Annotated in this window: 13 protein-coding genes; 6 read left to right on the top strand and 7 right to left on the bottom strand. The window is 57.5% G+C overall.

The window, feature by feature from the left end:
• Positions 1-7: 7 nt before the first annotated feature.
• The 6 genes from hutU to Q1J88_RS00805 all read right to left on the bottom strand — a co-directional run bounded on the left by hutU (position 8) and on the right by Q1J88_RS00805 (position 6,279).
• Positions 8-1,720, bottom strand: a complete 1,713-nt coding sequence (gene hutU / locus Q1J88_RS00830; protein ID WP_301115497.1) for a urocanate hydratase — start codon at positions 1,718-1,720, stop codon at positions 8-10.
• A 71-nt stretch (positions 1,721-1,791) separates the two neighbouring features.
• Positions 1,792-2,496, bottom strand: a complete 705-nt coding sequence (locus Q1J88_RS00825) for an ABC transporter ATP-binding protein (protein ID WP_301115496.1) — start codon at positions 2,494-2,496, stop codon at positions 1,792-1,794.
• Positions 2,489-3,274 carry an ABC transporter ATP-binding protein gene (locus Q1J88_RS00820; protein WP_301115495.1) on the bottom strand — a complete coding sequence of 262 codons (786 nt, stop codon included), beginning with the start codon at positions 3,272-3,274 and terminating at the stop codon, positions 2,489-2,491. The genes Q1J88_RS00825 and Q1J88_RS00820 overlap by 8 nt, the downstream gene beginning before the upstream one ends.
• The gene (locus tag Q1J88_RS00815; protein ID WP_301115494.1) at positions 3,271-4,140 is read right to left on the bottom strand and encodes a branched-chain amino acid ABC transporter permease; all 870 of its coding nucleotides are present in this window, start codon (positions 4,138-4,140) and stop codon (positions 3,271-3,273) included. The genes Q1J88_RS00820 and Q1J88_RS00815 overlap by 4 nt, the downstream gene beginning before the upstream one ends.
• Positions 4,141-4,149: 9 nt before the next feature.
• Positions 4,150-5,013: a branched-chain amino acid ABC transporter permease gene (locus Q1J88_RS00810; RefSeq protein ID WP_301115493.1), complete on the bottom strand. Its 864-nt coding sequence runs from the start codon at positions 5,011-5,013 to the stop codon at positions 4,150-4,152.
• A gap of 114 nt (positions 5,014-5,127) precedes the next feature.
• Positions 5,128-6,279, bottom strand: coding sequence for an ABC transporter substrate-binding protein (locus tag Q1J88_RS00805; RefSeq protein WP_301115492.1), 1,152 nt, complete (start codon positions 6,277-6,279; stop codon positions 5,128-5,130).
• Between the two features lie 142 nt (positions 6,280-6,421).
• Here Q1J88_RS00805 and hutC point away from each other — a divergent pair, with 142 nt between their 5' ends.
• Complete coding sequence (gene hutC, locus Q1J88_RS00800) at positions 6,422-7,111, top strand: histidine utilization repressor (protein ID WP_301115582.1); 690 nt, start codon at positions 6,422-6,424, stop codon at positions 7,109-7,111.
• Positions 7,112-7,123: 12 nt separating this feature from the next.
• On the opposite strand, the gene Q1J88_RS00795 is transcribed toward hutC, so the two are convergent.
• On the bottom strand, positions 7,124-7,306 hold the full coding sequence (locus Q1J88_RS00795; protein ID WP_301115491.1) for a hypothetical protein: 183 nt from the start codon (positions 7,304-7,306) through the stop codon (positions 7,124-7,126).
• 625 nt (positions 7,307-7,931) lie between these two features.
• Here Q1J88_RS00795 and Q1J88_RS00790 point away from each other — a divergent pair.
• The 5 genes from Q1J88_RS00790 (at position 7,932) to Q1J88_RS00770 (ending at position 14,006) form a co-directional block, all read left to right on the top strand.
• Positions 7,932-9,563, top strand: coding sequence for a sodium:solute symporter family protein (locus tag Q1J88_RS00790; RefSeq protein WP_301115490.1), 1,632 nt, complete (start codon positions 7,932-7,934; stop codon positions 9,561-9,563).
• Positions 9,564-9,585: 22 nt separating this feature from the next.
• Entirely contained in the window at positions 9,586-9,717 is a 132-nt protein-coding gene (locus Q1J88_RS00785) for a putative transporter small subunit (RefSeq protein WP_301115489.1), read from the top strand.
• A gap of 50 nt (positions 9,718-9,767) precedes the next feature.
• A complete protein-coding gene (gene ilvD / locus Q1J88_RS00780; RefSeq protein WP_301115488.1) occupies positions 9,768-11,633 on the top strand; it encodes a dihydroxy-acid dehydratase in 1,866 nt (621 codons plus the stop codon).
• 18 nt (positions 11,634-11,651) lie between these two features.
• Positions 11,652-12,536, top strand: coding sequence for an AEC family transporter (locus Q1J88_RS00775; RefSeq protein ID WP_301115487.1), 885 nt, complete (start codon positions 11,652-11,654; stop codon positions 12,534-12,536).
• Between the two features lie 300 nt (positions 12,537-12,836).
• Positions 12,837-14,006 (top strand): ABC transporter substrate-binding protein, encoded by a 1,170-nt coding sequence (locus Q1J88_RS00770; RefSeq protein WP_301115581.1) that lies wholly within the window; start codon positions 12,837-12,839, stop codon positions 14,004-14,006.

Genomic DNA, 14,006 nt, shown 5'->3' with positions numbered 1-14,006 from the left:
CGTTTGCTTACTTGATCATGGGAAGCTTCAGCCCGAAGCGCTTGGCGCATTCGATGGCGGCTTCATAGCCGGCATCGGCGTGACGCATGACGCCCGAACCGCAGTCGTTGATCAGAACCCGTTCGAGTCGCTTGGCCGCCGCGTCGCTGCCGTCGGCCACGATGACCATGCCGGCATGTTGAGAATAACCCATTCCAACTCCACCGCCGTGGTGGAAGGAAACCCAGCTTGCTCCGCCCGCGGTATTGAGCAGAGCGTTGAGCAAGGGCCAGTCAGAGACCGCGTCGGTGCCGTCGCGCATCGATTCCGTTTCGCGGTTGGGGCTGGCTACCGAGCCGGTGTCGAGGTGGTCGCGGCCAATGACGATTGGAGCCTTGAGCTCGCCGTTGCGAACCATTTCGTTGAAGGCAAGGCCTGCAATGTGGCGTTCGCCCAGACCCAGCCAGCATATGCGCGAGGGCAGGCCCTGGAAAGCGATGCGGTCGCGGGCCATATCCAGCCAGCGGATAACCGATTTGTTTTCGGGGAAAAGCTCTTTGATCTTGGCGTCGGTTTTATAGATGTCCTCGGGGTCGCCGGACAGTGCTACCCAGCGGAAGGGGCCCTTGCCTTCACAGAACAGCGGACGGATGTAGGCGGGCACGAATCCCGGGAAATCGAAGGCGTTGGACACGCCGGCATCGGCGGCAACCTGTCGGATATTGTTGCCGTAGTCGACAGCGGGAATGCCCATCGCGTGGAAGTCGAGCATGGCTTTGACATGAACGGCGCACGATTCGCGTGCGCGCTCGGTCAGTTCAGCGTGTTTCGAGGCGTCTTTGCGTGCAGCCTCCCATTGCTCGACTGTCCAACCCATGGGCAGGTAGCCGTTGACCAGGTCGTGGGCGGAAGTCTGGTCAGTTACCAGGTCGGGTTTCATGCCGCCTTCTTTGGCGCGACGAACCAGCTCGGGCAGAATTTCGGCCGCGTTGCCCAGCAAGGCTATGGAAACCGCTTCCTTGCGTTCGCAATGGTGACGGATCATGGCAAGCGCGTCATCCAGGTCTTTGGCCTGCTTGTCGACATAGCGTGTGCGCAGACGGAAGTCGATTCGGCTTTGCTGGCATTCAATGTTTAGCGACACGGCACCGGCCAGTGTCGCGGCCAAGGGTTGTGCTCCGCCCATTCCGCCCAAGCCGGCGGTAAGGATCCAGCGTCCGGCCCAGTCACCGCCGAAGTGCTGGCGTCCGGCCTCGACGAATGTTTCGTAAGTACCCTGAACAATGCCCTGGCTGCCGATATAGATCCAGCTGCCGGCGGTCATCTGGCCATACATGAACAGGCCCTTGCGATCGAGCTCGTTGAAGTGCTCCCAGTTGGCCCACTGCGGAACCAGATTGGAGTTGGCGATAAGAACCCGGGGCGCGTCCGGATGGGTCTTGAAGACACCGACCGGTTTGCCGGACTGCACCAGCAGGGATTCGTCTTCTTCGAGGTTTTTCAGTTCAGCCAGAATCTGGTCAAAGCATTCCCAGTTACGCGCTGCCCGGCCAATGCCGCCGTACACCACGAGATGTTTGGGGTCTTCGGCGACTTCAGGGTCCAGGTTGTTCTGGATCATGCGGTAGGCGGCTTCGCTGATCCAGTTCTTGCACGTCAGCGTATTGCCGCGGGGGGCGCGGATGGTACGGGAGGCGTCGTAGCGGGGGTCGGCAGCGTGTTGGTCTGTTGCAGTGTTCATTTTCGGTTCCTCTTACTTTCTAGCCCGGGCACGCGGCATAAGGCTGCCGCGCGAGCCCGCAATGAAGTTCGTTAATGCAAGCCCAGATAGGCGGCGGCCAGGTCCGGATCTTTTGCGGCAGCGTCGGCAGTGCCTTGCCATACGGTGCGACCCGATTCCAGGACGCAGACCTGATCCGCCACGCTAAGCGCACGGTCGGTGTTCTGCTCTACCAGAAGGATGGTCATGCCTTCGGAGCGAAGCTGTTGAAGCGCGTCATAGCAAAGATCGATGACCTTGGGCATGAGGCCCAGCGAAAGCTCATCGATCATGATCAGTTTCGGGCGGGTCATGAGAGCGCGGCCTATGGCCAGCATCTGCTGTTCTCCGCCCGACAGGTTGCCGGCCAGCGAATTCAGGCGCTCGCCCAGGCGCGGGAACAGGGTAAGGACCTTATCGCGGTCTTCCTGAAAGTCTGTCTTGGGCCGGATCAGGCCGCCGACGCGAAGGTTGTCCTCAACACTAAGGTCTTTGAAAAGGCGACGGCCTTCGGGCGAGATGGCGATGCCAAGCCGGACCCGGTCGGGCGGTGCCATGGTGCTGATGTCGCGTTTTTCGAACAGGATCGTGCCGCGCTGCAGTTGTACGTGGCCGGCAATGCACATCAGGGTGGAAGACTTGCCTGCACCATTGGCGCCCACCAGCGCGGTAATCGTCGCCGGCTGCAGGATTAACGACAGATCGGACACGGCCTCGAAAGTGCCGTAGCCACAAGTGAGGTTTTTTAATTCAAGCACCTTGTTCCTCCGTGATGTCGGCAGATTTTTCTGCGCCCAGATACGCAGCACGCACTTGGGGTTGCTGCATGACCTCACGCGGAGGGCCGTTGGCGATGTTTCGTCCGTTATCCAATACGACCAGTCTCTGGCAGATGCGCATGACCTCACCCAGATTGTGTTCGATCAGAATGATGGTGACCCCTTGGCGATTGATCTGGGCAATGGTGTCGGCAAGCGTCGTGGCTTCGCGTGAGTTCAGGCCTGCCAGGGGTTCGTCCAGCAGCAGAAGCTTGGGTTCTTGTGCCAGGGCGCGAGCCACCTCCAGACGCTTGAGCACGCCCAGCGGTTGAATTCCGGGCATCTGGTCGGCGTGTTGGGCTATGCCCACCCGCTCCAGCATGCTTCGGGCGATGTCTCGTTCACGGGTGGAGTCAGTGTGCAGCAACGCTTTCAAGGGCGAGCGCGTGTGTGCGCTACCGGCTGCCAGCGCGACGTTGTCCAGCACCGAGATTTCGCGAAAGGGTCGAACCAGCTGCTGGGAGAAGGCCAGGCCGCGGCGTATGCGCTGATGTGTCGGCAAACCTGTCAGGGCCTGATCACCAAGATGAATCGAGCCCGAGTTGGCAGTGACCACGCCGGTAATCGCGCGCATCAGCGTTGTTTTGCCCGCGCCGTTCGGCCCGATCAGTCCGAGCAGTTCGCCTTGCTGAACGTCGAACGACACGTCGTCGACAGCCTTGAGGCCGCCGAACTGCACGGTAATGCCTTTGACGCGTAATAAGGTGTTTGCGGTCATGGGCGTGCTCCTTCAGCTTGCTTGCGGTTACCGCGGCGGCGCATGAGTGCGCGCACCATGCCCGCGACACCACCCGGCGAAAAGCGCATCATCAAGAACAGGACGCCGCCGTAAACCAGCAGCTTGTAGTCGCCGATTACCTGGAACCATGCCGGAAGGGCCGACAGCAAGGCCGCCCCGAAGATCACGCCAGGAACCGAGCCTATGCCGCCGAACACCACCATCGACAGCACGGTGATCGATTCGATGAAGCCAAAGCTTTCCGGCCCTATGTACTTGAAGTGCTGACCGTAAAGCCCGCCAGCCAGGCCGGCGATTGCCGTACCCATGGCAAATGCAGCCAATTTGTACCGCGGTACGTCAATGCCAAGAACCCGCATGGTGTCTTCGTCTTCGGCAATGCCGTTAAACACGCGGCCCATCCATGATTTCTGGATGTAGATGCAGAAAATGGCAACCAGAGCAGCCAGGCCAAGCGAGAACCACATGAACTCCACACGGTCCAGCCCCGATCCCGGAATGCCGGAGATGCCCATTTCGCCGCCCAGCCACTCTTGCTGACGGACGACGCCGACAAACAGGAATACGGCTCCCATCGTGGTAATGGCCAGGAAGTCGGCGCGTACCCGCAGGCTGGTGAGCCCAACGATAATGCCCACTATGCCGGCAAGCAGCATGCCGACGGGCAGGGTGGCAAAAAAGGGTACGCCTGCTTTGCATAGCATGGCCGAGGTATAGGCCCCGATACCCAGAAAGGCAGCGTGACCCAGACTGATCTGGCCACAAAAGCCCGTGATGAGATTGAGGGACAGCGCAAAGATGACGCTGATTCCCATGGCTGTGAGCAAAGAAATTTCGTATGCCATGTGCGTCTCCTAGCGTCGAGCGAAAAGTCCCTGGGGACGGACCATGAGTACGAGAATGAGCAGGGCGAATGCCACCGCATTGCGGTCAAGCCACTGGTCGAGGTAGATGGTGCCAAACGATTCGACGACTCCGAGTACCAGGGCGGCCATCAAGGTGCCGCGGACAGATCCCATACCGCCAAGAACGATAATGGCCAGAGCCTTGTATGAAGGCACGCTGCCCATGGTGGGTTCGACGAGGTTGTTGAGCAAGGCTACCCAGACACCGGCAAAGCCGGCCAGGGCCGAACCGACGAAGAAGTTGAGGTCGCGGACCGTGCGCAGGCGAATGCCGAAAGATTGAGCCATCTGGGGGTCGGAGACGGTTGCCTGACAGGCGATACCAATGCGGGTGTGCGTTTGGAGATATCCCAGGGCGGCAATGATGGCCAGCGAGCTGCCCATGACCATCAGTTCGGCCAGGCTGAAATGAAGCCCGCCGAAGACATGCACGTACTGCTGCAGTGGTGGGGAGTCATAGGTGAGGCCGGCCGCACCAAACAGTATGCGGAACGCTTCTTCAAAGGCGATATACAGCCCAATGGAAGCAATCAGCGCAACGAAGGGGGGCTGATTCAATATGGGTTCGTAGCAGAGGCGATAAATGATCACGCCTACGATGCCGGCGCCAATCATGGCGGCAATACAGGCCAGCGTAAGGCTGCCTGTAGCGTTGGTGGCGATAACGCCGATGTAACCACCCAGTGTAAACAGGGCGGCGTGGGCAATGTGCAGGATGCGCAGCAGTCCGTACACCAGGGTCAGGCCAAGGGCGATGAGGGCGTAGATGCTGCCCTGCACCAGTCCTTGTGCGACGAGCTCGACAAAGAGCATAGCGGCTCCTGGATAGGTCTTATTGAAGGAAGCCGCCCCTGCTGGGGCAGCCTTTTGGCCTTCTTCTTTGGAGAATAAACGCGCCGCCCCGCGCGGCGCGTCATTTAAAGCAACTTACTTGCTGGGAGGTGCAAGAAGCTCGGGATCGTGCAGGACAGAGTGGCGACGGAAAGCGCCATCCTTGACAACCTGTACCTGCAGGTCTTTGCTGACTTCATGCAGATCGTTGAACTTGAGTTCACCGATAGGCATGGTGTAGGTGCCCTCTGCGATGGCGTCGCGCAATGCTTCGCCGCCCTTGCCATTGGTCTTGCGCAGACCTTCGATCAGAATGGCGGTGGCAGTGTAGGTGGATGCGCCCACCATGTCAGCACCAAAGCCGGCCTTTTCGCGGAACTTCTCGAGGAACTCCTTGGTTTCGGCGACATCGGAATCGCGATCCAGCGACGTTACCAACAGCGTTCCTTCAGCGGCCTTGCCGGCGATCTCGATGAACTTTTCGCTGTCGTAGCCTTCTTGGCCGATGATGGGTACTGTTACGCCGGCAGCACGCATTTGCGACACGAGGGGACCGGCGTTGAAGTAATAGCCCGAAGCATAGATGACTTCCGGGTTGTCAGACTTGACCTTGGCGATCAGGGAGCCGAACTGGCGATCTTTGATGTCGTATTCATATTCGCTGACGATGTCCAGGTCGAACTTCTTGGCAGCGTCCTTGAAGCCGCGCGCCAGGGTCTGGCCAAAATCGTTCTTTAGCGTAACGAGCACGACACGCTTTTTGCCCAGCTCATGGACCAGCTTGGCACCACCACGTCCCTGGACTTCGCCCATGGATGAAACGCGGAACATGTAATCGCCGGTTTGCGTGACGCTGGGGTCAATCGAATAGGCAACCACGTAGGGAACCTTGGCCGCCTGGAATATCTGTGCAGCAGGGCGGGTGGCAGCCGAATACGAACCTGATACGGCACCCACGACCTGATCGCGCTCGATCAGCTTGGTGGCAACCGGGGTCGCTTCCTTGGCAGAGGCCTGATCGTCATAAGCGATCAACTGGATTTTCTCTCCGTTGATGCCGCCTTCTGCGTTGGCTTTCTCGACGGCAAGCTGAGCTCCGATATGAGCGGAATTGCCGTCAAAGGCTGCAAAGCCCGTTAGCGGGACATTAAGCCCGATCTTGATATCGGCCATGGCCGAAGGGGCGGCGAAAGCGGCTGAAACAGCCAGGGCCAGCGCCAGCTTGCTGGTGGTTAGAAGACGTTTCATTGTTGTCTCTCCTGTTAGTTGACCACGTCGCTTGAAAGTTGTTAAGTTGTATATACAACTTTATCATACAGAACTCTATCAAATAAGATTGGTTGCATCAATAGTGGTTTACGGAGGCAGCGTGCGCAGCAAGAAACGGGACATTCCCCGCTATCTGGAGATCAAGAACTACCTGATTGCGGGGATCGAAAAGGGCAAATGGAAGGAAGGGGACGTAGTTCCCACTGAAGAGGCTCTGGCCAGGAAGTTTGGCGTCTCGCGAATGACAGTCAACCGCGCGGTCAAGGAGCTGACTGCCGAGCGGGTGCTGACACGTGTGCAAGGCTCGGGCACCTATGTGGCCAAGCAAAAATACCAGGCCACGCTGATTGCGATCAACAGCATTGCGGATGAAGTACGCGAACGCGGTCATGAGCATAGCTGCGAGGTACATCTTCTTGACAGTCTCAAGGCGCAGGATCCGCTTACCCAGAAGTTTGAGGTCGCTGCCGGGCATCCGCTGTTTCATTCGGTGATCGTGCACCTGGACAACGGCGTTCCGATCCAGGTCGAGGACCGATGGGTCAACGCCGTGGTGGGCCCCGACTACCTGGAGCAGGACTTTTCTGTCACTACCGCCAACGAGTACCTGATGATCGTGGCCCCCTTACAGGGTGTACGCTATAGCGTCGAGGCCATGAGTGCGCCTCGGGATATCGCGCGGATGCTGCAGATTCCCGAGGGTGAGCCCTGCCTGGTTCTGAATCGAACCACGTTGTCGGGTGATCAGGTCGCATCGGTGGCGACCATGTGGTATCCCGGCAGCCGCTACCAGCTGGAAGGTACGCTTTGAGCGGCTTTTGGGCTAGGTGGCGATGGTGTCTTCTTTTTTGGCGCGGCGATCGCTGTTTTTGCTTGTATGTAGCGAGATCATGGGCGGCTGGGCTTGTTCTGCGCGCTGCTGCACGAGTCGTGCTTCGGGGGAGAGTGTGTAAGGCTTGACTTTCCAGGTGCGGTACGGAGCAAGAGTTTTATTCGTTGCGGACATTGAGATTCCTGGTTGAACATCCGGTTGTTGAAAACATGGCCGGCGTTACGAAAGCCCTTATCGTTGCACAGGCAGATTGCAATTGTGCGACTGGGTCGAAGTTTGCTGGAAAGCACAAGGGCCACCGTGGCAAACCTGCCCTAGCATGACACATGCATCTACGTTCGCGCATCGGTGATATCCCTTGCAAAACAGCTTCAGTCTTGTGTAAGACTTTTCTTAATTACAGCGTGTACGCCTGATAAAAGATTAGTGTACGTATTATTTGACTAGACATAATGTGGCCTGGTGCGTATACTCATGCCTTTGTTATTTTACGGCATCAGCTGTTTAAACGCTTTTATTCGAGCCTAAGTTCGTTCTATTTCTTGGGCTCTGTCAATTGCCATCGTGCGATGGCTCGGCGGTATCCGTCGATATCAACGGTTCTATGAACCGCACAAACGTACGAATCACGTACGGTCAAGGTACTCAATAAGTACTCGCAGGAGCGTCATGCACGTATACGTGACTGACGCTGCCTTGGTGTGGCCGTCGACAACGTGCCTTTATTGTTGCGGGCCCTGGTGGGCCCGCCCTGCGTTGTGTCGTCCATAGAAAATCAATCATAAAAGGATCTTGTTTCATGCAGGACACAGAGCTATTTCAGTTATCAGGGTTAACGGCCGTATTGCTGCTGGTTGGCTTTTACGCAATTACCTTCTTGATGTCGTTGACCATTCGGCAGAAGCAGGAAAACGTTGACGGCTACATGGTGTCGAACAACGCCATCGGATTCGGCCTGTCGGCGGCGAGCATGATTGCCACCTGGATCTGGGCAGCCTCGTTTTACGCCAGTGCCAGTGCAGGCTATCGATATGGCGTTTCCGGGCCGATCCATTACGGCTTGTGGGGTGCCTTGATGATTCTGTTCATTTATCCGTTTGGCCGCCGGTTCCGGCAACTTGCGCCAAAGGCCCATACCCTGGCCGAAGTCATGCATGCGCGCCACGGAAAGTCCAGTCAACTCATAATGGCCGTGTCCAATCTTGTTGGCAGCTGTATCAGTCTTATGGTGAACTTCACGGCGGCTGGGGCACTGGTTTCCATTCTGAGTCCTCTCAGCTTCGTGCAAGGGGTCCTGATCGCGGGTGTGGGCGTGCTTTCTTACACGATCTGGTCGGGTTTCCGGGCCTCGGTCATGACGGACTTTGCCCAGCTTGCTGCCATGATCGTCTCGGCCGTGGTCATCATTCCCATCATCTTCTTCAATGTGGGGGGTACCGAGATGCTGGCGGCAAATATGTCAACACTGACCGACCAGCAGGCGAGTTTCTTTTCTTCCGAGGCGTTCCTGAATCAGGGTGCGCCGTATCTGGTTGCCGTTCTTGCCTATGCCATTGGGAATCAGACGATCGCGCAACGCTTGTTTGCAGTGCGCGAAGACCTGATCAGGCCGACCTTCATCTCGGCGACCGTGGGCTACGGAGCCATCGTCATCGGGCTGGGAATGCTGGGTCTGCTTGCCTTGTTCGTCGGTCTTGAGCCTGCCGACGGAAATCTCAACAACATCATTCCGCAGATGGCTTCGGCCTATTTGCCACCATTTGCAATTGGTCTGTTCTTCATTCTGGTGATCGGATCATTGTCATCGACGGCAGATTCCGACCTTTCAGCCTTGTCCGCGATTGTGATGACGGATATCTATGGCAAGAACCTGGCCAAAGGACGGCCGGATCCGGCTCGCATGCTTTTCTGGGGTCGCATGACCATGATCGTGGCCACTATGATAGGAATCATATTTGCCAGCCTGCGCATGGATATTCTGGTGATGCTGGTGTTCGTCGGAGCTCTTTGGGGAGCCATCGTGTTCCCGGTCATCATGAGCTTCTACTGGGACCGCATCACCAACAAGGCTTTTACCTGGGCAGTCATCTGCGCCGTCACCGTGTTTACCTTGTTGCGCTTTGAACTTCTGCCCCTGCAGGGTCTTGTGGCCGTCGTATTCGAACTGCTGGCTTCAGTCGGGGGCGGCATCGTCATCGGTCTGATGGCTTTTGGATTCTTTGGAAAAACCGCGGGCCTTGTGATGGGCGGCCTGACGATGCTGGTGCTGGCGCCCTTCAGCGTCGGATTCTTGCGTGATTATGTTGTCTTGCTCAGCTCGCTGACCGCCTACGGCGTAAGTGCCATCGTTTGTGTCGCCATCAGCCTGCGCTCGAACGAGCGTTTTGATTTTGATCTGCTTGACGAAAGGGTCGTGGCTTTTCAGCAATAAATCCTGCAACCGGAGAAAATTTATGAATGCATTGGGATTAAGCGTCTACATTTTGATCTGGCCCGTTATCTCAACGGGTATCCTGATCATGCTCATCGTTGCCCTTATCCGTGACATGCGGGCTGCACGCAGAAGCGGCGAAGAAATGGTCTGAATGTAAATTGGTAAACTTGGTGCTACCCGTAACCTGCTTAGAGCCTTCAAATGCCGCAATATCGTTCCCGTACCTCGACTCACGGCCGTAACATGGCCGGCGCGCGTGCCCTGTGGCGTGCCACCGGCATGAAAGACGACGACTTCAGCAAGCCGATTATCGCTGTCGTCAACTCCTTCACCCAGTTTGTACCCGGTCACGTCCATCTCAAGGACATGGGCCAACTGGTGGCACGCCAGATCGAAGCGGCGGGCGGGGTCGCCAAGGAGTTCAATACCATAGCCGTCGATGACGGCATCGCCATGGGCCATAGCGGCATGCTGTATTCCTTGCCGTCGCGCGAGCTCATCGCCGACTCGGTCGAATACATGGTCAATGCTCATTGTGCGGACGCCATGGTCTGCATTTCCAACTGCGACAAGATCACTCCGGGAATGCTGATGGCCGCCATGCGGCTGAACATTCCGGTGGTTTTTGTGTCAGGCGGGCCCATGGAAGCCGGCAAGGTCATCGACTCGAGCACCAAGAAGATATTGATGAAGCTCGACCTGGTAGATGCCATGGTCAAAGCGGCCGACACACAGGTCAGCGACGCTGAAGTCCAGACCATCGAGCGTAGCGCCTGCCCCACCTGTGGTTCATGTTCAGGGATGTTTACCGCCAACTCCATGAACTGCCTGACCGAAGCCCTGGGATTGGCCCTGCCGGGCAACGGGTCGTTGCTGGCCACACACGCCCTGCGTCAGACCTTGTTTGAAAACGCCGGCAAGCTGGTGGTCGATCTGTGCAAGCGCTACTACGAGCAGAATGACGAATCGGTTCTGCCGCGAAGCATCGCCACGTTTGAAGCCTTTGAAAACGCCATGACCCTTGATGTGGCCATGGGAGGCTCGACGAACACCGTGCTTCACCTGCTTGCAGCGGCACAAGAGGCCGAAGTCGATTTCACCATGGCTGATATCGACCGTATCTCGCGACGCGTACCCTGTCTTAGCAAGGTAGCTCCTGCTACCGAAAAATACCATATGGAAGACGTCCACCGCGCAGGCGGCATCTTCGGCATCCTGGGCGAGCTGGCCCGGGCCGGGCTGCTCAATCTGGACGTTGGCAATGTGCATGCAGGTACGCTGCGTCAGGCCATTGATCAGTGGGACATCAACAGCGGGCATGCAAGCGAAGAGGTCCTTAATTTCTATAAGGCGGCTCCCGGCGGTGTACCGACGCAGGTCGCGTTCAGTCAGAATAAATATTTCGACTCGCTCGACCTCGATCGCAAGAGCGGTTGCGTTCGTTCGCGCGAGAACGCCTATTCGCAAGACGGCGGGCTGGCTGTGCTGTACGGCAATCTTGCGCCCAATGGCTGTATTGTCAAGACCGCCGGTGTCGACGAAAGCATCCTGACCTTCACCGGTACGGCAAAAGTCTACGAGAGCCAGGACACCGCCGTCGAAGGCATTCTTGGCGGCGAAGTCAAGGCAGGGCACGTTGTGATCATTCGCTACGAAGGCCCCAAAGGCGGCCCGGGCATGCAAGAGATGCTGTATCCCACCTCGTATCTCAAATCGATGGGTCTGGGAGCCAGTTCTGCGCTGCTGACTGACGGCCGCTTTTCCGGCGGGTCGTCGGGGCTCGTAATCGGTCATGCTTCTCCCGAAGCTGCCGAAGGCGGAAACATTGGTCTGGTGGAAGACGGCGACACAATTGAAATCGATATTCCGAATCGGCGCATTCATCTTGCCATCAGTGAGCAGGAACTCGCCGACCGCCGCGCCGCCATGGAAGCACGTGGCGACAAGGCCTGGCAGCCCGTAGACCGCGAACGCTACGTGTCGCAGGCTTTGCAGGCCTACGCCGCGCTGGCCACTTCGGCAGATCGCGGCGCCGTTCGCGACGTCAGCCAGCTGCGCAGGCGTTAAAAGCCTGCCGGCACAAGCATGCTGCTGACGCTGCTGAACATAGTATTGCCTGTAGCGTCAGTGGCAGCTTTAGGATTTCTCTTTGGCCGGCGTCAGGCCCGGCCGCCCGACATGGCGTTTATCAATTACGCCAATGTCATGCTGTTTTGTCCCGCGCTCGTCTTTGCAGCGCTGCTGGATAATCCGGTCAATCTTGTCGATAGTTGGCCGCTTGTGGTGGCCGGCGCATTGATTATCGTTGTGCCCGGCCTCTTTTTGGCCCTGGTTCCCAGGCCAGGCCTTGTTCGCCGCGCCTTTTTGCTTTCCGGCATGTTCCGCAACACCGGCAATGTCGGCATTCCCCTGATGATGCTGGCGTACGGAAGAGACCAGCTGGGCGGCATCGTTGTCTTGTTTGTCCTTTCGAATCTCCTGCAGTTTTCCCTGGGACTATATCTGCTGTCGCCCAAGAGCAGTCGATGGATGTGGCTGCGCAACCCGAATATCTGGGCAGCCGTACTGGGTGTCGCGCTGGCTCCGTACCGGGATTCGTTACCGGTCTTTTTGCTGACGGTGGTGGAAATGCTCGGCCATCTCGCCATTCCACTCATGCTTTTCACCCTGGGAGTGCGGATCTCTCAAGACCGCATCCAGCATCTGGGCCTGGCCCTGCGCATCAACGTCGTGTATTTGCTGGCCGGCGCATTGTCCGTGACACTTGTTGTCTGGTTGCTTCCCCTTACTCCCGAATGGACCCGTCTGGTCGTACTGTCGGCCATGTTGCCACCCGCGGTACTGAACTACATGTTGTGCGAGCAGTATCGTGCCGACCCGCAAATCGTGGCCGGTGTCGTGCTATTGGGGAACGTCATGGCACTGGCGACCATTCCTGTTGTGGTCTGGTTGACCCTGACCTGGTGGTAAAGCCACTTTGCAGCGGGTTTTCGCGCCTGTAAGGGGCGCCCTTTCAAAAAGTTACAGCTGGCCCGGAAAAAATCGAACTATAAGGGCTTACCCACATTGCGCGCGCGAAATTATTCCCTTAGTATTTTTTAGCGTATTTAGTAACCACTACATTTTTATTTAGTAGCGGCTACATTTTCGAATTCGCGGGCTCGGAAATTGGCCCGACATATCAACAACAATCCTGCACGCTGCATACTTCAGGAGAAAACCATGAAGTTCTTAAAAATACTGGCCGTTGCTACGGCTTTGTCGGCAACGATGGCCGGAATTTCCGGGTCCGCTCATGCCAAATCCGACGATGTGATTCTCATCGGCGAAATCAACAGCTATAAGGCCCTGCCCGCCAACATGGGCCCCTACAAGAAGGGTTGGGAACTGGCGCAAGAGCAAATCAACGCCGCCGGGGGTGTACTGGGCAAAAGACTTGAAACAATTTTTCGTGATGACAACGCGAACGCCGGGGAGGCCGTCCGGATAGCGGAAGAACTCGTGTCTCGCGAGGGTGTTGATTTTCTGACCGGCGTAACCCTGTCGCACGTGGGCCTGGCTGTAGCTGACTATGCCAAGCAGCGCAAGATATTCTTTTTGGCGTCGGGCCCGCTTTCCGACAAGGTGATCTGGCAAAACGCCAATCGTTACACCTACCGCATGCGTTATGGCACTCACCAGCTTTCAGCGTCGGTGGCACCCGCGGCAGCCGCTCTTAACAAGAAACGCTGGGCACTTATTTACCCCAACTACGAGTACGGCCAGGCTGCTGTGGCCGCCTTCAAGGCAGAACTCAAAAAATTGCAGCCCGATGTTGAATTCGTGGCCGAGCAGGCACCGCCGTTTGGCAAGCTTGATGCGGGCCCGGTTGTGCAGGCTCTGGAAGATGCCAAGCCCGACGCCATTTTCAACGTGTTGTTTGGTCCCGATCTGACCAAATTCGCTCGCGAAGGCAAAACCCGTGGTTTGTTCAAGGATCGTGAAGTCGTAAGCTTGCTCACCGGCGAACCTGAATACCTCGATCCGCTGCGCGGTGACGCGCCCGATGGCTGGATTGTTACTGGCTACCCATACACCAGCATCGATACCCCCGAGCACAATGCGTTCAAGAAGGCGTATGAAGACAAGTATGGCGAGTACCCGCGACTAAATTCGGTCATCGCCTACGCCACCGTGCAGGCGATTGCTGCGGGCATCAAAAAGGCCGGCTCCACCGACACCGAAGCCCTGATCAAGGCGTTCAAGGGGCTGGAGTTCGACACGCCGTTTGGTCCTGCACACTTCCGCGAGATCGACAATCAGTCCACCTTCGGCCTGCACGTGGGTCGCCTGGTCAACGAGGGCCGCAAAGGTTCCATGCCCACTGGCGAGTACATCGATGGCGGCAAGTTGTTGCCTGGCGACGAAGAGGTGAAAGCCCTGCGCCCCGCAGTGGACTGA

Source organism: Pusillimonas sp., from assembly GCF_029263785.1.
Taxonomy (GTDB): Bacteria; Pseudomonadota; Gammaproteobacteria; order Burkholderiales; family Burkholderiaceae_B; genus Pusillimonas.
This window is presented reverse-complemented; position numbering and strand designations above follow the sequence as displayed.

Coding starts and splice junctions, on each gene's coding strand:
- Q1J88_RS00820 (WP_301115495.1), bottom strand. CDS start 3,274: ATGACCGCAAACACCTTATTACGCGTCAAAGGCATTACCGTGCAGTTC.
- Q1J88_RS00775 (WP_301115487.1), top strand. CDS start 11,652: ATGCTGCTGACGCTGCTGAACATAGTATTGCCTGTAGCGTCAGTGGCA.
- Q1J88_RS00790 (WP_301115490.1), top strand. CDS start 7,932: ATGCAGGACACAGAGCTATTTCAGTTATCAGGGTTAACGGCCGTATTG.
- Q1J88_RS00795 (WP_301115491.1), bottom strand. CDS start 7,306: ATGTCCGCAACGAATAAAACTCTTGCTCCGTACCGCACCTGGAAAGTC.
- Q1J88_RS00810 (WP_301115493.1), bottom strand. CDS start 5,013: ATGCTCTTTGTCGAGCTCGTCGCACAAGGACTGGTGCAGGGCAGCATC.
- ilvD (WP_301115488.1), top strand. CDS start 9,768: ATGCCGCAATATCGTTCCCGTACCTCGACTCACGGCCGTAACATGGCC.
- hutU (WP_301115497.1), bottom strand. CDS start 1,720: ATGAACACTGCAACAGACCAACACGCTGCCGACCCCCGCTACGACGCC.
- Q1J88_RS00805 (WP_301115492.1), bottom strand. CDS start 6,279: ATGAAACGTCTTCTAACCACCAGCAAGCTGGCGCTGGCCCTGGCTGTT.
- Q1J88_RS00770 (WP_301115581.1), top strand. CDS start 12,837: ATGGCCGGAATTTCCGGGTCCGCTCATGCCAAATCCGACGATGTGATT.
- Q1J88_RS00815 (WP_301115494.1), bottom strand. CDS start 4,140: ATGGCATACGAAATTTCTTTGCTCACAGCCATGGGAATCAGCGTCATC.
- Q1J88_RS00785 (WP_301115489.1), top strand. CDS start 9,586: ATGAATGCATTGGGATTAAGCGTCTACATTTTGATCTGGCCCGTTATC.